Origin of the sequence: Microcoleus sp. F4-D5, from assembly GCF_036704885.1 — a bacterium.
GTDB lineage: Bacteria > Cyanobacteriota > Cyanobacteriia > Cyanobacteriales > Microcoleaceae > Microcoleus.
Window position 1 is genome coordinate 1 of sequence record NZ_JAUBSX010000100.1, and the last position, 23,402, is coordinate 23,402.

Here is a 23,402-nt window from a genome sequence, read left to right on the forward strand (position 1 = left end):
TACTTATTATCTCGGATGATTCACTTTTATCCCCTCCATCTGCCTATGTGCCAGTTGGGGGTGCGGAATGTGGGTTTGAGTAGGTTAAATTTGCGCGATCGAACTCAAGCCGCGCTGTTGGCTCATTCACTCTTTAATTAGGGACTTACCGATGCCTGAAAGTGACAATCAAAGCCTTGCTCAGAGACAGATTCAGCCACTTTCTCAGCACCCCATTTTTTACACCCGCCCATCCGCGCCAGCAGCACGCAAAATCATCAACTGTTCCCCTCTTGGCCGTAAGCCTGCCAAGCCAAATCCACCAGCCCGTTAACAATAGCCACAGCCACCACCGCAGAGCCCTTGCGACCCTCAATCCGAATGTGAGGAATCATCGAATCGTGCAGCCGCGACTTAGCCACGTCCACCCCCACAAACCCAGAAGGCGTCCCAATCACCAAAGCCGGCCGAATTTCCTCAGATTCAATCAAATCTACGATCGCCGACAAAGCAGTTTGAGCCTGGCCCACCACAAAAATTCCCTCAGGATAGCGCCTTGCCAAAGTTTCAATCCCCCAAGCAGCCCGCGTCCTTTCCTTTTGAGGGCGCGTCAAAGCTTCCATCGAACAGTAAACCGGATTGGCAAAGGTACTTTGGATCAGGGGCGTAATGCCCACCTGCACCATCGGCACATCTACCACGATCGTAGTCCGAGCAGCCAAAGCAGCGGCCCCGGCTTGCAAAGCCTGATCGGAAAAACTAATTAAAGACTTGTACTCAAAATCAGCAGTTGCATAAATCACGCGGCGGACTATTTCGTACTCCGCCGCTGAAAAACCGTGGTCGCCAATTTCGTTATCGATTAATCCCAGACTCTGGGCATCGCTTACGTGCCATTCCATTTGTTGGATAGCTGTCGCCTCTGAGTTGTCAGGTATCAGCTTACCAGCTTTTAGTCATTCGTTGACTGATGACTGTGGACTGTGGACTGATGACTGATGAATGCAAAGTGACAACTAAGTTTCCGACGAAGAAGATCTGCCCAAAACCGGAGTTAGGAATGCCACCAAAGTTCCGATCGCAAAACCGGACACATTCCGAACGACTGGCAACCAGTCAGAAGTCCGAGTCACCACCGGCCCAAGTCCGAAAGCGAAAAACAGAATGCCCCACAGCGGCGAAAAAATCAGCGCCCACTGCCAAGCCACAACCTGTCCCGGCTTCCGAGGCACAGCAGCAAACCCGCAGATGACGCCGCCAACCACCGACGTAATTAACGTCAGAATCCACTGTTCCCTCGGCAAACCGGGAACCACGCGGCATCCGCCCTGACGCAAACAGCCTTCGATCGACTCCAAAGATTCAATAATCGCTCGATCTTCGCCATTGTCCCGGACAAAAAATTGATTGCCGTAGCGGGTTTGCAGTTCCACCCAAAAAGTGCGAGGCAGCAGGGGATACAGCGAGTCGCCCACATTAAAATTGAGCAAATTGCCCCCTCGGGGGTCAGCAACTAGCAACACACTCTTGTCATCTAACCCCCAATAGCTTTTGACAGCCAAACCGGGCGTGCGATCGAACTGAGTCAGCACTCGCAGTTTCCAGCCGGTTTCGGCTTCAAAGGCATTTAAATTTTTTGCCAAACCCTCTTCTTCAATATCCGTCAGGGCTTTAGCTAAATCAATGATCGGCGTCTGACTTGACGGCAACAAATCGGGATTATTGAAAGCGTGGGCCGCAGGTGCGATCGTCCACACCGACAAAGCCAGAAAAAATGCAGCAGCAAAGGCTAGAAATTTTCGCGGGAAAAGCTGTGACATAGGAACTTATAATCCGGGTCTTAATTGTGAATGCGAGGTGGCGGTCTTAACCAGAGGATAAGAGAAAACTCATATTTCTTTACAATTATTTACTTTACAGGAAGCCGAGAACAAGGGGAAGAGGGAAAGAGTTTTTGAGAAAGAGGGAGAGGGGGAAGGGCCCAGAAATTAGCGATCGAGCTCCTCAAGGGGCTGCTGAGTAACATCGAAAATCTAAAATCGACTGCATCCCCCAATCGAAAATCTAAAATCGACTGCATCCCCCAATCGAAAATCTAAAATCGAAAATCTAAAATCGACTCAATCCCCCAATCGAAAATCTAAAATCGAAAATCTAAAATCGATTTGGTTTTGCCGCCACCCCGTCGCAGAGACGCCGATCGCGAGCGCTGACATTAGGATTAGTTCTCAGATAATCTCCCACCCAGTCGCAGCCCCTCACCAGCAAATCGTCAAGATCCAAATTCCACAAAATCACCCGATTATCCCGGCCGGCAGAAGCCAGAACCTTCCCATCCGGGCTAAAACTCACGCTCATCACGCTATCTTTGTGACCCGTCAAAGTTTTCAGCAAAGTCCCGCTGCGGCTCCACAGCTTCACCTTATGATCGTAACTGCCCGAAGCAACCAACAAACCGTCCGGGCTAAAACTCACGCTAGTCACGCTGTCGCTAGAACCTTTAAGCAGCGTCGCAACCAAAGTCCCGTCCACCTTCCACAGCTTCACCGAATTGTCGTAACCCGCCGAAGCCAGCATTTTGCCGTCAGGGCTAAAAGCAACCCCCAACACAAAACTGTTGTGAGCCCCTTCCAAAGTCCTCAGCAAACGACCGTCCCGATTCCACAGTTTGACAGTACCGTCATCGCTTGCAGAAGCAAGCATTTCTCCGTCGGGACTGAAAGTCACCCCAGTCACCCAGCCTGTGTGTCCCGTCAAAGTTTTAATCAACCTGCCGTTTCTCGTCCAGAGTTTAACAGTCTTGTCCTTGCTCGCCGAAGCAATAATCTCGCTGTCGGGGCTAAAACTAACGCTCATCACGCTGTCGGCGTGGCCGTCGAGACTAAAAAGCACAGAAGGCGAACACGGGAATAGCGGAGCCGAAGGACAAGGCAGAATATTACTCATGCCCTCTTCTTTCAAACTCCAGACTTTCACCGTTTTGTCGTAACTCCCAGAAGCAATTAGCTGGCCGTCGGGGCTGAAACTGACGCTGGCGACTCTCTGAGTGTGTCCTTCCAAGGTTTCCAGCAAAACTCCCGTGCGGCTCCAGAGTTTGATAGTTTTATCCGTAGAAGCAGAAGCGAGCTTTTGGCCGTCGGGGCTGAAAGTAACGCTTTGCACCCGGTTTTGGTGTCCGTCGAGGGTTTTGAGCGGCACGTCATCGAGCCGCCACAGCCTGAGTGTTTTGTCAAAACTTGCTGAAGCCAGAGTTTTGCCGTCCGGGCTAAAACTCACCTGAGTAACTCGATCGGCGTGTCCCTCAAAAGTTCTCAGCAAGCGCGTCTCCGGTTTAATGTTGCTAGCATCGGTTGGGCGTTTGTCGCCCATACCAGCCAGACTCCAGAGTTTCACAGTCCCGTCTGCACCTCCTGAAGCAAGTGTTTGACCGTCGGGGGAGAAACTGACACCAAATACCCACTTGCTGTGTCCCCGCAAAGTTGCTAGCAGTTGACCTTTATGTGCTGGTGTCGAATTTTCTCTGGCTGGGTATTTTAGTGCGGCGATGCTCCAGATTTTCACAGTTGTGTCTTCACCGGCACTGGCGATCTTTTCACCGTCGGGGGAGAAACTGACGGTGTAAACTTTCGAGGGTTTTCTGTTTTGGCTGTGCCAAAAATTAGCGATTAACCTGCCGTCAGAACTCCACAGTTTCACAGTACCGTCATCGCTCGCCACAGCGACTATTTTGCCGTCGCGACTGAAGCTGAGCCAATTTACGGGAGCTAGTTGTTCGATCGTTTGCAGCAGCGTGCCGTCGGTTTTCCAAAGTTTGATAGTTTTGTCTCTAGATGCACTGGCGATCGTTTGACCGTCCGGGCTGAACGCAACGCTGGTAACGCTGTTAGTGTGGCCTTTTAAAGTTGCTAGTAAAGTACCGTCAGTTTGCCAAATATTGACAGTTTTATCCAAACTTGCCGAGGCGATGGTTTTGTTGTCGGGACTGAACGCCACGCAGGCGACGCTGTTACTGTGACCTTGAAAAGTTGCCAGCAAACTGCCGTCGCGCCGCCAAAGTTTGACTGTTTTATCTACGCTCGAAGAAGCTATTGTTTGGCCGTCAGGACTGAAACTCAGACCCCAAACTACGTCGCCGTGTCCCTCCAAGCGGTTGCGTTCTTTGACGCCATAAACTGCCTGCTGGAGGGCAGCAGAAATCAGAATTTCGGTGTCTTTGAGAGTGTGCATTTCTTGAGAGTGTTCGATTTGTCTCCACTGTCTCCCCGCTCTCAAACTTTCCATCATGGCATCAAATTTGTTGTTTGAGAAATAAAGGGCTTCTGAAGCTGCTGTGAGGGTACTGATTTCGGCTCGCTGAGTTTGAGCGACAGCTAGCTGTTTTTGACCCACGGCCCGCCACCAAAAGTTTACGGCGGCGATGGTGGAACTGGTGAGCAGCAGTACGCCGATCACTGCTAATCCCAGCAGTTGTTTGAGAAAAGTATTGGCTCGGTAGAGCTGTGCTTGACTCATGTTTTTGTCGGCTTCTGCTTTGTGCAGTCTGGCTTCTAAACCGAATCTTTGGCGGATCGGCCGCACTAAATAGTCGTGTACCAATTGATAGCGGTCTTCTGGGGATTCCCGCAGCAGAAATAGCAAACCGTGACCGACTAAAATGTCTAAAATTAAGTCGAGGTTGTCGGTTTTCTTTTGTCGGCTTTCTGGCTCTTTTGCGAACTGTCGCTGTAGGGAAATTCGGTTTTTGCCGATCGCCGATAATTCGGTTTCGCGGGCATCTGCTGGCTGCTGGCCTGTCACTAACGAGAGTTCGTGTTTGGTTTTTATCAGTCGAACGCCTCTTTCATCTGTCAGGGAAAACAAGATTTTCCAAGCTGCATCTTCGTTAACCAGGCCGCAGTCAGAAATGACTCCTTCGAGCGATCGTTTCACTAATTCTGCTTTGGGATTGTCCCCCAATTGCTGGTATTGTGCTAAAGTGGTAATCCCTTCTTCTTGTAGTTGGGCCCCTACTACCTGCAATTCGATCGGTCGCACTTCTTGCAGTTCGTCTGCTAAATCTTCTACGAAGGCATCGATCAGCGCCGGCTCTAAATAAAATTCCGCCCGTTCCGTTAAGTGTCCGATGACAGCCCGCGCATCTTTGATAGAAAAACTGCGGAGTTGGTAGCGGATACTTTTGTCGAGAATATTATTGTTAATAGCGTCAAGATTTGGGAAGCGATCGCAATCCAGTAAATAGTGTAAATAATCTTCGCGCAAGCACAGAATTACTTTGACATAAGGCAGGTTCAAAAACAAGCGCAAAAAGTTATAAAAAACTTGTCTTTGTGCCACTGATGTCGAAACAAAGAAAAACTCTTCAAATTGATCGAATATCAGAACAGTCAACAAATTATTTGTGGCATTGTCGCGCAACTTATCTATAATAAAAGAAGAAATTTCCGAGCTGCACTGTGGGATAACCGAGCAACTTTTTTTGTGGACTTCCTGTACTCCTTTGGAGATTAATTTCCTTTCCTCTTCGGCTTGTTTGTCGTAGAGTGCGCCGTTTAAAGCATTTTCTAACTCCGCGAGCCAGTCGGTGTAAATCTTGACTACTACGGGCAATGTATCGCGCGCGCCCGGAGTAATATTTTTCAAAGCAGGTACTAAGCCGGCATTGACTAGAGAACTTTTTCCGACACCGCTGGGCCCGTGAATAATAGTTAATTTATGGTCGTCTCTGCTAATTCTTTCTAGCAAGCTATTGATATCTTTTTGACGCGAGTAAGCTGTCATGGACGCTGCGATGGCAGCTTGATTTTGAGCTGAGGGACTCGAAGGATTGACGGCTTGTCGCTGCTGTTGCAATTGGCTGGCTCCGATAAAAGCTCTAAATCCGTATTGATATTCGATCGAACGTTGGGTTTTTTTAATCCGAAAAGCTTTGAGATACTCTCCCTGCTCGAAATAAACCGCTTGCAGTTCCGTCAAAATATCGATGTAAAGTCGGGGGTCGTACTTCGGCTCGCTTTGAGCTTGAGCCAACTCCAATGAATGAACCGCCGCTTCCCACTGGTCTAGCTGCCGCAAACTTCGGGCTAGCAGTAAAAGATACGAACTTCTGTCGGATTTGGGATGTTGGATTTTAGATTTTGGATCGTTACTTGATTCGTTAGTGCCCACAATTTCTGGATAATTTCCCTCAAACCCCAATCTCAAATCTTCAATCAGCAATCTCAAATCGTTAGGCGTTTGATCCAAAATTGCCAAAGCTAACTCGGCTAGCTGGCGGGCTTGACTCCACCTCGACTGTTGCAGGGCAACTTCAGCCAAAAAGCCGTAATCTTGAGCTAGTTGGCTGGGAGTACCGTAAGTAAAGTGCAACTGCAAAGAATTTTCAGCTAATGCTTGCAACTCTCCCCAAGCTTTCAAGCGCTGCAGCACTTCTCCGAGGTGTGCTGTCACCTCAGCTACCAATTCGGGGCGTGAAGCAAGGGAGAAAGCGTTTCTAGATTGTTCGAGGCTAATCCAAGCTTGTTCCCAGTGCTGGCGGTTGGCTACCGGATTTCTGGCTGCTTGCAACCGGTGACACAGGGCTATGTGAAACAGCACTATGCCTTCTCTCTCTACAAATAGGATGTTGGGAACAGGATTCGACAAGGAGGAAGAAAGAGTTTTTCCGTTTTCGGAATCTTCCCAGTTTGCGAGTTCCCAGTTGCCGGTTTGCTGCTGCCAAAATGCTAAGCTTTCTTGGTAGTGAATTAAGGCAGTTTCGGTTTGGTCGCTGACATAGTAATCTCGACCGAGAACGAATTGCAGGCTGGCTTTGAGGGCGGGTTCTAATTCTTGACCGCGATTTTGTAAATCTCTTAAAGCTAATTCTAGTTCTCGGCGGGGCAAAGAGCCGATCGCCAAATCAAGAGTATTGCCCGGGCTCAAAGGCGAATAGGAGCGGACATCTAATTGTCGTCCGTTTAGCGGCCCTGAGTTAAACGTGAGAAAGCTTTCTCCGGGGCTGATTTCGCGCTCCAGGGCGCGTTGTTCCCAGTCGGTTGTGCAGGTAGCAAAACTTGTTCGGGTGCCGGCGGTGCTGCTACGGAGTTCTTGATTTAGTTCGCCTACTTTAAATATAGTATCGGCTCGCCCAGCGAGGAAATTAATTAATTCGTCAACGGCCATTTCAAATTTAATTGTGGCGGCAGCCCAACTTTTGAAATCCGGGGCCAAACGAATCATTTTGGTCGCGATGTCATCTGTTACCCACAAAATCACCGGGCAGGAAAAATTTTTGCGAAATTCGTCTCGAACTTGATTGGTAGAGGCCATCAGTTCGTCGATCGCTACTACTGTTTCTAAACCGAATACCATCAAAGCCGAGGCGGAATCGGAGGGCGAATACCGGCTCTGGAGCGTGTTTGCTAGTAGGGTAGTGTAGAGGGTTTTGACTCCTGCTGGCAGGACTATATCTTGTATTTGAACTGGGCAAATTTCTCGCAGCCGTTGCGCTATTTGCTGTCGCAATTGCTCGTAGTTGCAGCGCACCAAAATTAGCGAAAATTGCTGTTGAGACATGGCGATCGCTCTTACTAGAGTTTTGAGTGCTCGCTCGTTGTAGCTGGCAGTTTCTTGTACCTTAATTAGATCGGTCATGCGTGCACCCCTTTTGCAGAAATCAATTACCTAACGCTCGCCGATGGCGACTGAAATCGTATCTACTTAGAGATACCCGTCTCTATCGGGCGCTTTATATCAGTAGAACTACGTAGTTCTGCGTACTTTTTTTTATCAATACTTACACAGTCATTACACCCAATGTAAAGATATCATACCTCTCAAGATCGGAGAATGCTAGACTTCACCATAAATTTTTAAGCCCACCTAATCTATTTTTTAGTCAGCTACAGATAAATTGCTGCAGACCATCAATAGCCGACAACTAAATTTATGGCTAATAGCGGCGACTAGCTATTAGTAAACTACTCCGATATATCTGTAGCAGGTATTTAGCAAAACAGCCCAAAAAAGTTTCCTCGGGGATGGAATTAGTTGAGGCTAAGAGCAACAGGTAAAAACAGACATAGGGGGTCGGGCATTGCAGATATGAGAGTTGAGATTGGGGAAAGTCCTTGGTGGTGGCAAGTTTTTAGGCGGCAATCAGTAGAAGCAAAAAGAGCCTTCGGCTCCTTTCCATTAGGACCCGATCCCTTCGGCTGCGCTCAGGGATCGGGGCAACTCGCGATCGGGTAAAAAGAAGAAAGAACCAATCGACCGCATGGGTTTGAGGACTTAAGAATATCCCAAACCTCGGGCATTGTTGCTATAACCTTGGCGGCGTGCAGTCGCCATCCTACAGAAATCAGCCAGCGGCAAAAACCGCTGACTGCGTGCTGTATTCGATTGTAAGAGTTCGGAGTTTTGATCCGTGAATCAGAAGTTATGCCCTTTTCGATTTTCGATTAAAGAATTGAGAATGACTAATGAAGTTCGCGGTTTGGAACTCGCCTGCAGTTGCATTATTTTTGGGAAATGGTGTTAAAGAGTTTCTAATTCACTCGCCGTGAAAAGTTTGGGGAGTCGCTCAGCAATCTCAAAAATCCCAACTATTTTTGGTCGCTGCGCTGCTGCCACTCCTGATATTTTCTGGTTTCTGCTAGGGCTGGATTGATACCAAACCAGCGACCTTCTCGATCGCGGTATTCAAAGACAAACATACTTCGCAACAAGATTTGAGACTCTTCTTCGCCGGTTACACTTTGTCGGTTTACGACTTGAAACAGCAGTTCCCATTCCATGTCATTGATGGCTGCCAAAAGGTCATCGCGGTATTCTTGAATGACGCTTTCGAGACATTCGCTAGAGAACGGCGGGTCTTCGTGCTGCAAACAGCTATACAAAAGCATCAGTAGATTGCGAACGTGACCGCCGCTAATCCGGCAAAGCCTGTCTAAAGTTTCGGGTGAGTCAAATACCTTGGAAATCAAATCGATGCGTTGAAGGGGAGCAACTGTGGGGAAAGCTCTAGCCAATACTAGCTGCCGCAGCAGTGCCATTCCTTCGGAGTGGTCGTCGCCCGATCGCATTTGCACCGGTACCATCGGCATCACCTTGGGCTTGACTCCAAATCGACTGGCGAGGCGGCCGAAGTCGTTGGAAAAAATCAAAGTCAGGGGAATCGTGTAGACGACATGGCAACTGAGTTTTTTCAACTGTTCGCCGCGGTCTAAAAACAGGTATTCTGGCTGGGTGCGTCCGTTGGGTTTGATGGAGGGGTCAAGGCGATCGAGGTTGTCAACGATGACTGCGAGCCCTTTTTTGCCTTGCTGCTTGAGTTCGGCGTTAGCTTTGTTGAGGAGTTCTTCGTTGATGGACTGCAAGATGCTGTTGGTGCGGGGTTCGAGATATTGCCTGAGTTGCGATCGCAGTTTGGGAGAGTCTTTAGTTTTAGCAGTCACTCTAGCAATACCTACAGATAACTCGGCTTCCGCTGACAAATCTATGGGAGTCTGCAAAAATTCTGCCACTTCTGCAAACAGATTGGTAAAATAGCTCGGTCTGAGTTTGATTTTAGCGGATTCCATAGTTTCGCTGACTTGGCGGGCAATGCTCAGCAAAATATCGCTGATGTCTACATCCCCCATGTCTAGGTCTTGAGAAGACTCGAAGTAGACGACGCAAAAACCCTCTTGCTCTAACTCAGCTTTCAGTCGAAACAATTCCGTGGATTTGCCGCACCCGATATGACCTGTAAATAGCTGACAGGTTGGCTCGTCAGGGGAGATACGGGTAATGGTTCGCTGTAAAGATTCAATGATTTTCCCGCCGCGCACGGAACCAAAATCAATGTAGTATTGATAATCTCCTGGGTCTCCCGCAACAAGGGTCTTGCTCGGGTTGCAGGCTTTATAGAATCTGTCTAATTCGAGTGCGATCACAATTAAAGCCGACTAAAAGTTAAAAAAGTTAATCGAAAGTCTAAACTTTCTTTAATTGAGTTTAGTTTGATTTGTAACCTTTTGCCCTGTGGGGTAATGCCCTAAATACCCAAGCAACCTCGATCTGCAAAGGGGTTTTCCCAGCGCAGGAATTGAGAATCTTTAATTAATAATTTTTAATTACCTAGGGATATCAGTGATATTACCGATCTTGGCAGGAGTCTGGGTAAATTTGCGGGGATCTGGTTAAATGGTAGGGGAAAACAGGGCTCAAGAGAGAAAGATTAGACAGTTTTGAATTTGTGAAAATCCTTAATAACTATATTCTCAAGAGGTAGATGGCTAGTTTTGGAGCGGTTTCTCAAACAGAGTTAGGGCGCAGGCGCCAAAAGTTGCGGCAGATCCGTCGCGCTCGATTGGCGGCTGTTGTGTGGCAAATGCTGGCAGCGAGCGCAATGGCTGGAGGTTTGCTGTGGTGGATTGCTCAGCCGGCTTGGTTGATTGCCCGATCGGAACAAGTGAAGGTGGAGGGCAATCAGTGGCTGTCGGACAAGGCGGTGCGGTCTTTGGTGCCGCTGTCTTACCCGCAGTCGCTGTGGGGGATTCAACCGCAGGCCCTGGCCGAAAAGCTGGAGTCAACGGGGCCGATCGCCAAAGCGAAGGTGACTCGTAACTTGTTTCCGCCGAGTTTGACTGTAGAAGTGGCAGAACGCCTGCCGGTGGCGGTGGCGCAGCCGACTGCGGTGTTGAGATCGAACAGTGACAAGGAAAAAGTGGGGTGGCTGGACGCTCGCGGAGGTTGGATGCCCTCGGATAGCTATACTGCTGTACGATCGCAGAATAGTTCGATCGGGCCCGGCAGCATTCCGGGAACGCAGCCTCAGCTTTCTTTGCCCACTTTAAAAGTCATCGGGCCTTTGGAACAGTATCGCGCCTATTGGCCGAAGTTTTACCAAGGACTCAGCGGCTTGACGGTGAAAGTGTTTGAGATTAATTGGCAAGACCCGAACAACTTGATCTTGAAAACAGAGATCGGTACCGTACACTTGGGGTCGTACAGTTCCAGGACTGCGGAGCAACTTAAGGTTTTAGACCGAATGCGACAATTGCCAAAACAGCTAGATTCAAGCAAAATAGCCTACATTGACTTGAAAAATCCTGCTTCGCCGATCGTCCATTTGCCAGAACTCCCCCCCAGTTTGGAGAGTTCCACTCCCGCACCCACTCGCGCCCAGAATAGATTCTCTGTCAACAGAAGGTAGAAGGTATCGATCGACAGGCAGAATTTGTGCCCCTCACGAGGAATACGCAGGGCTTGAAATAAGGAGAGTTTTTTGATACCCCTCCCCGTCTGGAAAAAACAATCAGATTTTTCTTTCAATACCGATCGGGGAAGGGCTCGTATCCCTTTTTTTTCCTTCTGCCTTGCGTACAAGTGCCTTGATGGGGCCAAGCACCTTGATGGCGTCAAGCGATGTCTGAGCTAGCGAAGCCGGTCAAATCCGAGATTGCTAACATTAAGCATCTACCAGTGTTAGTTTTTCGCGCAACTTAGCCTATAGTTGATTGTGAATTGGCGTTTAGTTAACAAGCTCTAATCTACTATCCCCGACTCTAATGAAGCTTAATAATAGACAGGGGTCTGACCAAGACAGTCCCCCTTCGGAAGAAGTAAAAAATTTTCCGGTGGCTGCAGATTCCGCCAATCCCTTTAGACGCAAGTCTGGTTATGTAAATGTAGATAGTATTGATATCGATCCTATGGTCAATCCCAAAGACATAATGCCCAGCAGTGCCGCCAAAATCAAAGTAATTGGCGTCGGCGGCGGTGGGGGCAACGCCGTTAACCGGATGATTGCTAGCGAGGTTTCTGGTGTCGAGTTTTGGTGCGTGAATACAGATTCCCAAGCTCTGGTTCTCTCAAATGCTCCGAAACGCTTGCAAGTCGGACAGAAGTTGACGCGCGGTTTGGGCGCGGGGGGCAATCCGGCGATCGGCCAAAAGGCTGCGGAGGAATCTCGCGACGAGGTGGCTAATGCTCTGAACCACGCGGATTTGGTGTTTATCACCGCCGGCATGGGCGGCGGTACGGGCACGGGCGCGGCTCCGATCGTGGCTGAGGTGGCTAAGGAAATGGGCGCTTTGACTGTGGGCATAGTGACGCGGCCTTTTACGTTTGAGGGACGGCGGCGCACCAGCCAAGCTGAGGAAGGGATTGCGGCTTTGCAAACTCGGGTGGATACGCTGATCGTAATTCCTAACGACAAGCTGCTGTCTGTGATTTCGGAACAAATGCCGGTACAAGAGGCTTTTCGAGTTGCTGACGATATCCTGCGCCAAGGGGTTCAGGGTATTTCTGACATTATTACTATTCCCGGTTTGGTGAATGTTGACTTTGCTGACGTGCGGGCAGTAATGGCGGATGCGGGTTCGGCTTTGATGGGCATCGGCGTGGGTTCTGGCAAGTCGCGGGCTAGGGAGGCTGCGATGCAGGCTATTTCTTCGCCTCTGCTGGAAGCTTCGTCTATTGAGGGCGCTAGAGGTGTGGTGTTTAACATCACTGGCGGTACTGACATGACGCTGCACGAGGTGAATGCGGCGGCTGAGACGATTTACGAGGTTGTCGATCCGAATGCCAATATTATTTTTGGAGCGGTGATTGACGAGCGGCTTCAGGGCGAAATTAAGATTACTGTGATCGCTACTGGTTTTTCGGGAGAAGTTCCGTCGCCTCCACCTCCGGGGCGGACGCAAAATGTTAATGCTCCTTGGCGGGCTGCAACTGTGCCGGCGACTCCTGCTCAACAGACGCCCGATCCGAAAGCGAAACCGCCGCAGGATTTGGGATTGGATATTCCTGAGTTTTTACGCAACCGTCGCCCGCCAAGATGATTTTAGATTTTGGATTTTAGATTGGGGATTTTAGGACTTTAGATTGGGGATTTTGGATTTTAGATTGGGGATTTGGCATTGAATCTCCAATCTCCCATCTAAAAAATCGAAAATATCGAGCATCTAAAATCTAAACAATCGAAAATCTAAAATCTAAAATCTAAAATTTCCAGGGTTTGACCTGGTTCGGGTTCGAGGAGTTGGGTGGAGAGTCCCGATTTTGCTAGTAAATCGCGAAATTCGGGGATGCTGCCGACCGATCGCACTAACATTGGTAAAATGCCTGTGGTTCGGATGTCTCCCGCCGCTGTAGGCAGGAAAAACCTAGGTTTCAGTGTTTGGGCGAGGCTGAGGGCTTCCGAAGGGCCGATGATGACTTGTCCGAGGAAGGGGAAGATTTGACCGATGACTGGGGCGATGGCTACGTCTACTGTGTCTATTTTCTGTTTGACTTTTTCTAAGGGCGGTAAGTGCGGTTCGTAATAAAGTGTCTCGCCGCTGGTTACGTCTTTGAGCAAGTAGCCGTTTTCTTCCTGTCCGGGCTGGATTTCGGCTCCGGGTACGGCGGTAATTTGTAACTTTTCTTGATAATTAAATTCTTGCCAATTTGCTAAAGATGTGATATTGGTGTAGCCTAAACTGCTGAGGACTTTGGTGGCGGTGGGTGAGGCGATCGCGGGAATGGTGCGATCGAGCTTTTCGAGTGTTGGTCTGTGACAGTGGTCGTCTAATCCTTGGGAAATTAGGATGAGGTCGATCGGCGGTAAGGTGCTGGGAGTGAAGGCGACGGGGGTGTTGTGGTAGGCGGTGAACAGCCAGGGTTGACCGTAAAATACGAGGGGATCGACTAGCCAGGGATCGACGAGGATGGTTTGGTCTGCGATGTGGAAGATCCAAGAGTTGAGGTCGATTCGGGTGATTTTCACAGTTGTTTGCAATAATTCTTTACATTTGTTTTAATCATAGCTAATTTTGTTTGGGAAGTTTTAACCGCAGATGAGGGCGGATGAGCGCTGATGAACGCGGATTAAGATGGGATGTGTCTGGGGAAAGTTGGCGTTTATCTGCGGTTGAAAAAAGATGGTTAAATCGAGGATTCCTGTGGCTTTGACTGTGGCTGGTTCTGATAGTGGCGGTGGGGCCGGGATTCAGGCGGATTTGCGGACTTTTGCGTTTCACTGCGTCCACGGTACGAGTGCTTTGACTTGCGTGACGGCTCAAAATACTTTGGGGGTGATGCGGGTGGATGCTTTGTCTGCTGAGGCTGTGGCGGCTCAAATTGAGGCGGTGGTTGGGGATATTGGGGTGGATGCTGTGAAGACTGGGATGCTGCTGAACCGGGAAATTATGGCGGCGCTGGCTTCACAGGTTGAGGCTTTGGGAATCGGGAATTTGGTTGTCGATCCGGTGATGGTTTCGCGATCGGGCGATCGATTGATTGATGAGGGGGCGATCGCATTTTTGCGCGATGTTTTGATTCCAATGGCTGCTGTCGTGACTCCGAATCGGTTTGAGGCTCAGATTTTGAGCGGTTTGCAGATTGATTCTGTGGATGATATGCGATCGGCGGCGCAGCAGATTTACCGTTTGGGCGCAAAGGCTGTTTTGGTGAAAGGCGGCGGGATGAAAGGAGATTTACGGGGAGTTGATGTTTGGTTTGACGGTGCGCGGTTGGATGTGTTGAAGACTGAGAATGTGGATACTGGGAATACTCATGGAACTGGATGTACTTTGAGTGCTGCGATCGCTGCTAATTTGGCTTTGGGTAAAGATTTGTTTACAGCGGTGAGATTGGCTAAGGATTATGTGACTACTGCTCTCAAATATGCTTTGGATATTGGGGAAGGTCAAGGGCCAGTGGGTCATTTTTTCCCGCTGTTACTGAAGTAAGAAGTCATTGGTTATTGGTTATTGGTTATTGGTTATTTATTTGTTGCTCGCTTGGGCCTGCTAATAACAAATAACAACTGTCAACTGTCAACGGTCAACTGTCAACAATCAGTTAATTTCTTAATTTTTCAGGCGATAAAGCGATCGCCACCAAGTCTTCGATTTTCTTAATATTCGGATCGCCGGCTAAATAACCAATCCCTCGGTGCAAGTGCAGGCGAAACTGTTTGGCTAGAGTTTCTTTTTCAGTGCCTAAATTGTCTTGGTGACACCGCTGTTTGAGGGCCATTATCAGGATATCGGCCATGTCGCCGCCGAAGACATCCCAGCTTAATTCGACGTTGCTGTCGCTGGGAATTGGTACTGGGGATGGGATGCTGGGCTCGGCGAGCGATCGGCAAAATCCCCACCTGCATAGAATATTCCACTGATCGATTTTGGTCGATCGTTTCAGTTTTGATAGTTGGTCTTTGCCTGTTTGGGAGAGGCGGATGCGATCGACTGGTGGTTCCATGAGTTTAATATTTTTAACCGCAGATGAAGGCTGATTAACGCTGATTAACGCTGATGATACCATGAGATTGGAGCTGCGGTTTAGAAGTTGTGAACTATTCGTTTAATTTCAACTTTGGGGTTGCCAAAATTGATTAGCAAGCAGATGGTTATTTTTGTAGCTTTTATGACATTGAGACACTGCGCTGTTTCTCTTTCACCGAGTGATTTGATAGCTTTGAGTTCTACAAGCACGGATCTTTCCACTAACACATCTGGCACAAATTTCCCAACGATTATATCTTCGTAATGGACATAAACTGTAAACTGAGGTTCAACCAACATTCCTGTTTTCCGAAGTTCATAAACCAAAGCATTCTCATAAACTTTCTCTAAAAATCCGTAACCCAAGCTGTTCCCAACCTTAAAAGCACACCCAATAATTTTTTCCGTAATCTCATTAAGTTCCAATCTGCGTTCATCCGTGTTCATCTGCCCTCATCTGCGGTTCAAAAAATCCCACATCCAAAACTCTACCAAAAATCACCTTCTGCTACAATAATTTGACACCTGGTAAAATCCAATCTGCGTTCATCTGCGCTCATCTGCCATCATCTGCGGTTCATTAAGAAATTTTTACACGGCGCGGGCTTGATTAAATCGGCTGTTTTTGGTATTGTATTTATAGTATAATTTATATTATAAAATGGGATGGTGGCAAAAATAAAATTTTCGCAACCATCCCATTATGCTATATATACTACCGCAACTCCCCAGCAAAGTCAAGGGAGTTGCGGCTATTTTTTAGCGCGAATTTTTATTCCCAGAAGTAACCTTTTTCGACGGTGGTTTGGTGTTTGGCGGAGTCGTATTTGAGGAGGTAGCTGTGGGCGATCGCCTCTAATTCTTGGAGTTTTTCGTATTCTACTTTTCTAATTTCCGTGTCGGTAGAAAGCAGGATGACTTGGTGGCTGGCCGAGGGGAAATAGCGTTCGACTAGGTTGTTTCTGTGGGAGGAGTCGAGGCGGCCCAAGGGAGTGTCGATCGCCACTGGCAATTGTCTGCCGGATACTCTAGCCAATCCCCACAAAAAGGCGATCGCCAGCAATTGTTTTTCCCCGGCTGAAAGTCGGTGTTTGGGTACCGGTTTGCCTTCTGGATCGTAAATCGAAAGGCTAAATGTTTGATTGTCGATCGCAACTCTGTGCACGAGGTCGGTTTTGTGCAACAGGTAGCGGAAACAGTCGGTAATTTCTATTTCGAGTTTGTTGAGTTTTTTGAGGGTGAGTTTTTCTTTAAAGAGTTTCAGGGTGGCTTGGGCTTTGGCGATCGAAGCGATGACGTGTTGGCTGTTTCTGATGGTGATGTATTCGCTGCTGTAGTTTTCTAGTTCTTTTTGGTTTTTGGCTAATTCTCTCTCTAATTCATCGACGCGGCGGTTGGCTGATTCTAAGGCGGCGGATGCGATAGCGACTGCTTTTTGGGCTTTCCTGACTTCTTCTTCTAGTTTTTCGTATGCTTCGGGGGAAGCTGCGGCTGCGAGTTGTCTGTCTGTGAAGTCGATTTCTGCTTCGATGCTTTTGATTTCTTCTATTTGTTCGCCCGCTAGAATTTGCTGGGCTTTGATTTGGTAGCTAAGAAGGTTTTCGAGTTGCTGGATGCTGTTGTTGTCGGCGTTCATCCAGGGCGGGGCGTCTGTTCCCGCTTGCTGTTCGAGTTCTTGGTTTTCTTGGCGGATGAAGTCTTGAATTTTATCTAGCTGTTGCGGGTTTAAAGAGATTTCGGCGATATAGTTGAGAAGGCGATCGCTTCTTTGTTTGATAACATTTTGGGCAATCTTTGCTTGCTGCTGGCTGGCTTCTGTTTCTGCTTGAATTTTTGCTTTACTTAGCAAGGGCGAAATTAAGGCTAGCGGTAGCGTATTTGACGCCAATTCCATCATGGCTTGACGGGTTTTGTCTGCCTGATTTCTGTAGTCGTTTAGCTGTCTGTCTAGCTGACTGCGATCGGCGGCAATTTTCCCGCCTTCATAGATAAATTTTTCTGATGCTTGTTGCTGATTTTTTTGAGCTTTCTCTAACTCATTTTTAAAGCTGGCTTGTTCTTGCTTAGCTAAGTCTATTTCATCAGTAATTTTCTTAAAAGTTTGTTCGATTTTTTCTAAAGCAGCCAAGTCTTTTTTGCCAGCAATTTCTTTCCGCTTGCGGCCGGCTAATATTTCTAAATCGACGGCGAGGCGTTCTGCTAATTCTAAACCTAAAAGAGATTTAATCGCCCCGACGACAAACTCCGGCGGTGTTTCGAGTTCGGCGAGTTCTTTTACTTGTTCGCCGTCAAACAAAAATAGGTTGGATATTCCGACGGGCAAAAGGGTTTCGATGTATTCGTCCCAGGTGTTGGTAATTGCTTTGTCCGACCACCAATCGCTGACAATTTCGCTGTATATGAGAATGCTTAAGTTGTCTTTGATATCTGGTTTTTTCCAGTATCTAACTATTTTGAATTGAGCTAGTTTGTCATCTTGGACTTGTTCAAATGTTAGTTCGACGCGGGTATCTTCTAATGGGGGTGTGTGGCGGTTGACGCATTGATTGAGAAAGTCGCTGTAGCTTAAATTGCCTCTGGTGGAACATTGGGCGCGGCTACCGTAGAGGGCGAGGCGAATGCCGTCCATGAGGGTGGTTTTGCCGCCGCCATTCATGCCGCCAAATAGGATAACTGGGCAGGGATCTCCGTCTTTTTCGGGGCGGAGATTGATGGTTTGGGTGCCTGCATAGGGGCCGAAGTTTTTGAGGACGAGTTCGAGGAATTGCATTGTAGATGTAGATGTTGTTGGTTGGTGGGGGGGCGGTTAGCAACGGATTTTGTAGCGGATTTAACGGATGGGTGGTTGGTGGGGTGGCGGTTAGCAGCGGATTTAACGGATGGGTGGTTGGTGGGGGCGATTAGCAGCGGATTTGGTAATCACCCACTAATCATCCGTTACATCCGTTACAAAATCCGTTGCTAACCGTCCCCCCCCCTTGCTACCAATCAATCACATCGGTTGAATCTTCCTCTTGGTTCCGGGGCTGGATGCTGGAAGGTAAGGGGAGTTCGGCATCTGTTTCTTCATAGGTTCCTGAACTTCCTCTTGTCCAACCCCTGCCACTTGTTTTCGGCGTCCACAAGTAGGGTTGAATGTGTTTCTGCCAACCTTGTACAGATTTTGGTGGGAGGATGCGGTGATATTCTAATTTGCTGCGTCCAAAGTTTATAAATAAACCTACTTGGGCTCCTGTAGCTGCTACGTAAGCTATTATTTGAGCTTTATCTTTATCGGTCATTGGATAATTTACGGCTTTATCCTCTACTACAATACCTTGATTCACCCAATGGTCTAGATAGAGGATTCCCATCCAAACTTCACCGTCGTAAATTTGTCTGGGATACTCCATTTCTGTTGTTAAACCGGATTCTATCATTTCTGCATCAAAGGCTCTTTGGTAATGTTTTTCTCTTAAACCTTTTTGCGTCCTCCGGTGTACTCTCATTGCACAGCCGATGATGCTGTATGTAAGATCCTGATGGGGAATATTAGGATTAATCATGGTCGTAAAAATTTTGTAATTTAAACGATGAGGGTTAGGTAATAAAGAGGTTAGTTGACAGCCTATTGTATTCGATCGCTCGGCGGGGTGGCTGTCAACAAGTTTGGGTTTAACCGCAGGCTAGCGCGTGCTAATCGCTAGGTTTTTCCTCTCCTGAATTTGGCGGTGAAAATTTAATATCCGCCCAAGATAGCTGTCTGCTTTGATTGCTGTTGCTTTCGAGTTCTTCTTTAAGTTTTGCAATATCAACGGTATCGTTTTTAGCGGAACTGTTGGTTTGGGCGATCGCATCTTTGAATTGCTGAATTTTTTCCGTCGGATTTGCTTTAATATCTTCCACCGCTTTTTTTAAGTTGCGTTGATAGTGGGCGTTACCAATCGCTTCTTCCTTCGATCGCGAACTGGTTTCAAAGCATTTGTCCAAATCGCCGTAAATGCCTGTACGGCGGGGCTTGGTGTAGTATTGGCGTTCTGTGTCGAGGAGTTTTGCCATCAATTCGAGGTGCATTTTGTCCTCGCTGCAAATCTCTTCGATCGCAGCCCATTCGTCGCTACCTAAGAGTTTTCTTTCGGCGGCGGGACGGGAATCTTCAAAAGGTTCGCCCGTAACTTCTTCGTAAATTCGGGGCAAAGAGTCGTCAAATTCGTGCTTTTCTTCCAGCCAAATTCGGCGGATTTCGCTAAGTTCTTCTGGGGTAATTAAGGTGATATCGCGCATTTCTAGGGGGGCGGTTTTGCGGATGTGGGTTTGTGCTTCCAAGACTCGTCTCAGCCAGTGTTCTCGCCAGAATTTGGTGTAGGGCCCTGGGATGGGTTCGACGGAGGTTGTGTCGTCGCCCATGTTGCGTTCAAACAGTTCTACTCTACCGTAGATGCGGCGGAAGTCTCTTTTTGGGCGATCGTCTTCAACATCTAATTCGTTGCGAATATCGAGTAGAGGCTGCATCCATTCTTTTTCCTCATCGTTTTGAATCATTGCCTCCATTGATTTATCTTGGCTTACCATTGTGCAAACCCAGCAGCCAAAGCGAGAATTTCCACAACTAGGAGTAGAAGTATCAACAACTAGAGGACATTCATTATCTGCTGTCGCACCTCGATACATAGTTAGCAAATCTTTATTGTTATTTCCCCAAGGATTATCCCACTGCATCAAGTAAAGCCACACTTCATCTGTTCGCCAGTCTTCAATGGGAAGGTAAATATAAGAGTTAGGGCGAGTGGGATTAGCATTAAGGCGTTCGCTTACCCGCCACTCCCTATGTTTAGCCATATTTGCGGCGCGTTTAGCACTTTCAGCCTTGCGAGTACCTAGAACAAGAATTACCTCGCCGCTAGTTCTAATTATTTCACGAATAAAAGAACCGGTTGGTTGTATTTTTAATCGTTCCGTACACCATCTAAATCGGTTTCTAGGTGCTGGATATCCTTTACCTATTAAGCACGCCCAAAAGGTATCTTGAACGGCTGGATAAGTTAAATGAGTTTCTATTGGCATTCCCTGTTCTTGGGCTGCAACTTTCATCCGTTTTAGAGAATTATGTACTCCAGCAGCTACTATAGGGTTTTCTACCAGTGTATCATTTGTTAAAACATGAATTTTTTTGTGGCGTTTCTCAATTGGCAACTCTGCAATCGCATACCAGACAAGCTGTAGGACTGCCGAACTATCTTTGCCGCCACTCCAACCGATTACAAGTGGGAGTTCATCTTGACAATAAAGCTCTTGAATTTCCTTTTTTAAAATTTCTATGTCTGCCATCAAATCGCTAATACTGCGGGGCGGAAATAGTGACATTTGTTGTAAATCATTCATTTTCTAGAGACCCCTTTTGATTGTAAAGTAAACACATTTTTGCGATGCCACTGAAGCGCATCTTTTCTCGGATAATATTGCTCTAAACTTGGCAAAAGAATCTGTTCTCCGTGAAACTCTCTCATTAATCTAGGGTATGCTGAGTCCTCTTGTAGATCGCTAGCAACTATAATTTGATAACGATCGTCAACAGCAAACCATCCTCGGTCGAATGCCCAATGATGATTTTTACAGAGTGAGAGCCCATTATCTGGTCTATTATCATAAAACTCAGAGAATGGCTTGATATGTGCGCCATCTACAATACTTTGACTAAGCGAACGTGTAACTTTCAATCGACAAAAAGCACATCGGTAATCATACAAATGCACGACGGATTTACGGAAAATAGCCTCTCTAAACAAAGATTTTCGTAAATACACCTTTGGTTGTGCATCTGTATCACTAGATTCAATACTCTCTAATTCATTCCAGGTAGAATCTTGGAGAGACTGATTTATTGTTAAAACATCTTCTATCTGTTTTTGGCTTGAGGAAAACCAGGCAGATATCAGTATATCTATTAATTCTTTTTTTGCATTATAGTCTCGCAATAAATCAAATAATTCATCATCTATTTTGGCTCTTTCAACATCTCTTCTTAAAGAGTTGATGGTTTGAGGGCGTCCTCCAGTGTATTGATCGCTAAATTCAACGTGCCAAAATTTAGGTTTCTTGTTTTTTAAATGAAAAAAAGGAATAGCAAAATCAATCTCCTCAAAACTGTCAGAACTCAATACAGACCAGTATCTTTTGAAGGTGTTAACTAATTGATCGGAAACAGTAATATTGTTCTCATTAAGTAAGCCTTGTGTAATTAAATCAATTACAGATAGTAGGAGTATTGGCTGATTTAGAGCGTTACCTCCTTGTTTATTCTTGCCTACCTTAATCTGAGAAAAACAATTGCGATAGTATGCTAAATTCTTATTTTCCGACTCTTCTCCTGTAGTCATTTTCTCCTCCCGCTAGGATTAAATACAATCCGACCTGAAATTTTACACTATTGTCAACAGAGGGTTAAGCGCCCCAAGGCAGAACCATAATGCAGAAACTAGATAATTTAAGCAGTGTCAGCAGACTAAAAAGTTATTTTCTAGCCTAAACTGGTGATAATTATATCACTGTCCGCGTGCATCGGCAGTTAAAAAAATCATCTCTCCCACCCCCAAATCAAATATGTCCTACAGCGACTTCAAAACCATCGAGCAAGCCGTCTCAACCCTGGATCTAACCGTTGAAGACATTCCCCACTTATTCAGCCAAATTCCCCCCCTCGCACCTTCAGAACGCCTCACACAAACTCTAGACGAAGCTTTAGACTTAGCCTCAAGTATCAGCACGGAAAAAGCTCGATCGGAATTAATCATTACTCCCATTCTACTTGAAATACGGCGCACTTTTAACAACAAAATTGGCTACTTTTCCGGCAACACATTTAACGTAGAAGAGAGCAAAGGATTAACCGGGGCTTGTGACTTTCTCCTCAGCGCATCGAGCAATCAATCATTGGTGACTGCCCCAGTCTTGACATTGGTGGAAGCAAAAGACAACGATATTAGAATAGGATTGGGACAGTGTGCGGCTCAGATGGCAGCCGCTCAAATATTTAATGCCCGCAAAGGGCAAGAAGTATCCGCAATTTATGGAGCGGTTTCAACTGGTACAAACTGGAAATTCCTAATTCTAGAAAATCAGTTGTTAAAAATTGATTTGACTGAATATTTTATTACTCAGCTAGACCAAATATTGGGCATTCTTGCAGAACCATTCAGACGCTATTTTAATTAGCCTAGTGGCGGCATTTTGGCGCTGCAATTACAAACGCAGGTGGCACGGGCGTCCCGCCTCTGCTGCATCTACGGGCATCCCGCCTGTGCTCGATCTGCGGTTTCCAAAGCCAACCGATTTTTCAAATAATCAGTCATCCAACTAACACTGGCCCTCGACTTAGAAATCCCCCCTTTCAACAAAATCCCATTCTCCCAATCAGGATTAGAAATCGACCAATCAACCTGCCGCAAAAGGCTCAAATGTTCCTCCCAACTCTCAGGAAAAACCGATCGCAAAGCGGCCCCAACTTCCCCCAAACTCTCAAGCACAACACTGTGACAGTGTACGCAATCCCGGCGCATTTCCCCCGCCGCAACTTGCTTGTGCAGAACTAATTGCCAATCTGGAATAAAATTGCTAACCGCATTCCAATAACTAACCGCCAGTTGTATTTTTTGAGCGAGTTCTTCCTCTTTCTGTTCTTTTTTGGTGCGAGAACCAGAGAGTTTTGCCTGTTCGCTGCCCTCAATATTAGACAGCAAAGCCACGATCGCACGATCGATCGCACTCAGCGCAAATAATTTGTGCGATCGCCCGTTCAAACTCCCCCTCTCCATCTCAGTCAAACACCGGAAAACCTCAACCTGCTTAACAACCGCCTTCACCACAAAAGCGCGATCGTCCCGGTGGTTGTAAAGTAGACTTAGCGACGCCTCCAAAGGAACTTGAAAACCATTCAAATCAGCAAACATCTGCTGCGATTTTTCCAACCCAATATCGAGAAACAAAATCAGCGCCACCGTCTCATATCCCAACTGCGGATTTTCCCTTAAAGCCATCTCAAAAGCCGCGCGCCGATGCTGTCCGTCATTAATAGTAAACTTAGCATCCATCGGCACTCGCAAGCGACCGATTTTCCGTTCTTCGGCCTCATTTCCCACCAGGGTAAACGCATCTAAATTAAGTTGACAGAAAATCATTTTTGTGCATAATTTATTTTTTTAAAAAACCATTCTT

The 23,402-nt window shown here is 47.1% G+C and carries 16 protein-coding genes; 4 read left to right on the forward strand and 12 right to left on the reverse strand.

Annotated elements, in window-relative coordinates; genetic code table 11:
- Positions 1 to 257: 257 nt before the first annotated feature.
- From QUA80_RS29500 to QUA80_RS29515, 4 genes are all read right to left on the reverse strand, one after another.
- Complete coding sequence (locus tag QUA80_RS29500; protein WP_015179019.1) at positions 258 to 881, reverse strand: precorrin-8X methylmutase; 624 nt, start codon at positions 879 to 881, stop codon at positions 258 to 260.
- Between the two features lie 114 nt (positions 882 to 995).
- The gene (locus tag QUA80_RS29505; RefSeq protein ID WP_333428517.1) at positions 996 to 1,799 is read right to left on the reverse strand and encodes a TPM domain-containing protein; all 804 of its coding nucleotides are present in this window, start codon (positions 1,797 to 1,799) and stop codon (positions 996 to 998) included.
- 334 nt (positions 1,800 to 2,133) lie between these two features.
- Positions 2,134 to 7,611, reverse strand: a complete 5,478-nt coding sequence (locus tag QUA80_RS29510) for a WD40 domain-containing protein (RefSeq protein ID WP_333428518.1) — start codon at positions 7,609 to 7,611, stop codon at positions 2,134 to 2,136.
- A gap of 950 nt (positions 7,612 to 8,561) precedes the next feature.
- Positions 8,562 to 9,893: a P-loop NTPase fold protein gene (locus QUA80_RS29515; RefSeq protein ID WP_333428519.1), complete on the reverse strand. Its 1,332-nt coding sequence runs from the start codon at positions 9,891 to 9,893 to the stop codon at positions 8,562 to 8,564.
- Positions 9,894 to 10,231: 338 nt separating this feature from the next.
- Between QUA80_RS29515 and QUA80_RS29520 the strand changes: the two genes are divergently transcribed.
- The gene (locus QUA80_RS29520; RefSeq protein ID WP_333428520.1) at positions 10,232 to 11,155 is read left to right on the forward strand and encodes an FtsQ-type POTRA domain-containing protein; all 924 of its coding nucleotides are present in this window, start codon (positions 10,232 to 10,234) and stop codon (positions 11,153 to 11,155) included.
- Positions 11,156 to 11,510: 355 nt separating this feature from the next.
- Positions 11,511 to 12,785, forward strand: a complete 1,275-nt coding sequence (gene ftsZ / locus QUA80_RS29525; protein WP_333428521.1) for a cell division protein FtsZ — start codon at positions 11,511 to 11,513, stop codon at positions 12,783 to 12,785.
- 146 nt (positions 12,786 to 12,931) lie between these two features.
- On the opposite strand, the gene QUA80_RS29530 is transcribed toward ftsZ, so the two are convergent.
- Positions 12,932 to 13,711, reverse strand: coding sequence for an MBL fold metallo-hydrolase (locus tag QUA80_RS29530; RefSeq protein ID WP_333428522.1), 780 nt, complete (start codon positions 13,709 to 13,711; stop codon positions 12,932 to 12,934).
- A 154-nt stretch (positions 13,712 to 13,865) separates the two neighbouring features.
- On the opposite strand from QUA80_RS29530, the gene thiD reads away from it, so the two are divergent.
- Entirely contained in the window at positions 13,866 to 14,675 is an 810-nt protein-coding gene (gene thiD / locus QUA80_RS29535) for a bifunctional hydroxymethylpyrimidine kinase/phosphomethylpyrimidine kinase (RefSeq protein WP_333428523.1), read from the forward strand.
- Positions 14,676 to 14,787: 112 nt separating this feature from the next.
- Here thiD and dndE read toward each other — a convergent pair whose 3' ends face one another.
- The 6 genes from dndE to QUA80_RS29565 all read right to left on the reverse strand — a co-directional run bounded on the left by dndE (position 14,788) and on the right by QUA80_RS29565 (position 21,568).
- Positions 14,788 to 15,189, reverse strand: a complete 402-nt coding sequence (gene dndE / locus QUA80_RS29540; protein WP_015179042.1) for a DNA sulfur modification protein DndE — start codon at positions 15,187 to 15,189, stop codon at positions 14,788 to 14,790.
- 80 nt (positions 15,190 to 15,269) lie between these two features.
- A complete protein-coding gene (locus tag QUA80_RS29545; RefSeq protein ID WP_333428524.1) occupies positions 15,270 to 15,659 on the reverse strand; it encodes a GxxExxY protein in 390 nt (129 codons plus the stop codon).
- A 325-nt stretch (positions 15,660 to 15,984) separates the two neighbouring features.
- Positions 15,985 to 17,982, reverse strand: coding sequence for a DNA sulfur modification protein DndD (dndD, locus tag QUA80_RS29550; protein ID WP_333428525.1), 1,998 nt, complete (start codon positions 17,980 to 17,982; stop codon positions 15,985 to 15,987).
- 211 nt (positions 17,983 to 18,193) lie between these two features.
- Positions 18,194 to 18,757 (reverse strand): GxxExxY protein, encoded by a 564-nt coding sequence (locus tag QUA80_RS29555; RefSeq protein WP_333428526.1) that lies wholly within the window; start codon positions 18,755 to 18,757, stop codon positions 18,194 to 18,196.
- A 130-nt stretch (positions 18,758 to 18,887) separates the two neighbouring features.
- On the reverse strand, positions 18,888 to 20,573 hold the full coding sequence (gene dndC / locus QUA80_RS29560) for a DNA phosphorothioation system sulfurtransferase DndC (protein ID WP_333428527.1): 1,686 nt from the start codon (positions 20,571 to 20,573) through the stop codon (positions 18,888 to 18,890).
- On the reverse strand, positions 20,570 to 21,568 hold the full coding sequence (locus QUA80_RS29565) for an HNH endonuclease (protein WP_333428528.1): 999 nt from the start codon (positions 21,566 to 21,568) through the stop codon (positions 20,570 to 20,572). Before QUA80_RS29565 ends, dndC begins: the two co-directional genes overlap by 4 nt.
- A gap of 223 nt (positions 21,569 to 21,791) precedes the next feature.
- Between QUA80_RS29565 and QUA80_RS29570 the strand changes: the two genes are divergently transcribed.
- Complete coding sequence (locus QUA80_RS29570) at positions 21,792 to 22,403, forward strand: hypothetical protein (RefSeq protein WP_333428529.1); 612 nt, start codon at positions 21,792 to 21,794, stop codon at positions 22,401 to 22,403.
- Between the two features lie 68 nt (positions 22,404 to 22,471).
- Here the strand turns inward: QUA80_RS29570 and QUA80_RS29575 are convergent, their stop codons facing one another.
- Entirely contained in the window at positions 22,472 to 23,365 is an 894-nt protein-coding gene (locus tag QUA80_RS29575) for a DNA sulfur modification protein DndB (RefSeq protein ID WP_333428530.1), read from the reverse strand.
- Positions 23,366 to 23,402 lie beyond the last annotated feature (37 nt).

Bases quoted from the DNA above. Each gene is read 5' to 3' on its own strand.
- QUA80_RS29500 (WP_015179019.1), bottom strand. From the start codon at position 881: ATGGAATGGCACGTAAGCGATGCCCAGAGTCTGGGATTAATCGATAAC.
- QUA80_RS29505 (WP_333428517.1), bottom strand. From the start codon at position 1,799: ATGTCACAGCTTTTCCCGCGAAAATTTCTAGCCTTTGCTGCTGCATTT.
- QUA80_RS29510 (WP_333428518.1), bottom strand. From the start codon at position 7,611: ATGACCGATCTAATTAAGGTACAAGAAACTGCCAGCTACAACGAGCGA.
- QUA80_RS29520 (WP_333428520.1), top strand. From the start codon at position 10,232: ATGGCTAGTTTTGGAGCGGTTTCTCAAACAGAGTTAGGGCGCAGGCGC.
- ftsZ (WP_333428521.1), top strand. From the start codon at position 11,511: ATGAAGCTTAATAATAGACAGGGGTCTGACCAAGACAGTCCCCCTTCG.
- thiD (WP_333428523.1), top strand. From the start codon at position 13,866: ATGGTTAAATCGAGGATTCCTGTGGCTTTGACTGTGGCTGGTTCTGAT.
- dndE (WP_015179042.1), bottom strand. From the start codon at position 15,189: ATGGAACCACCAGTCGATCGCATCCGCCTCTCCCAAACAGGCAAAGAC.
- QUA80_RS29545 (WP_333428524.1), bottom strand. From the start codon at position 15,659: ATGAACACGGATGAACGCAGATTGGAACTTAATGAGATTACGGAAAAA.
- dndD (WP_333428525.1), bottom strand. From the start codon at position 17,982: ATGCAATTCCTCGAACTCGTCCTCAAAAACTTCGGCCCCTATGCAGGC.
- QUA80_RS29555 (WP_333428526.1), bottom strand. From the start codon at position 18,757: ATGATTAATCCTAATATTCCCCATCAGGATCTTACATACAGCATCATC.
- dndC (WP_333428527.1), bottom strand. From the start codon at position 20,573: ATGAATGATTTACAACAAATGTCACTATTTCCGCCCCGCAGTATTAGC.
- QUA80_RS29565 (WP_333428528.1), bottom strand. From the start codon at position 21,568: ATGACTACAGGAGAAGAGTCGGAAAATAAGAATTTAGCATACTATCGC.
- QUA80_RS29570 (WP_333428529.1), top strand. From the start codon at position 21,792: ATGTCCTACAGCGACTTCAAAACCATCGAGCAAGCCGTCTCAACCCTG.
- QUA80_RS29575 (WP_333428530.1), bottom strand. From the start codon at position 23,365: ATGATTTTCTGTCAACTTAATTTAGATGCGTTTACCCTGGTGGGAAAT.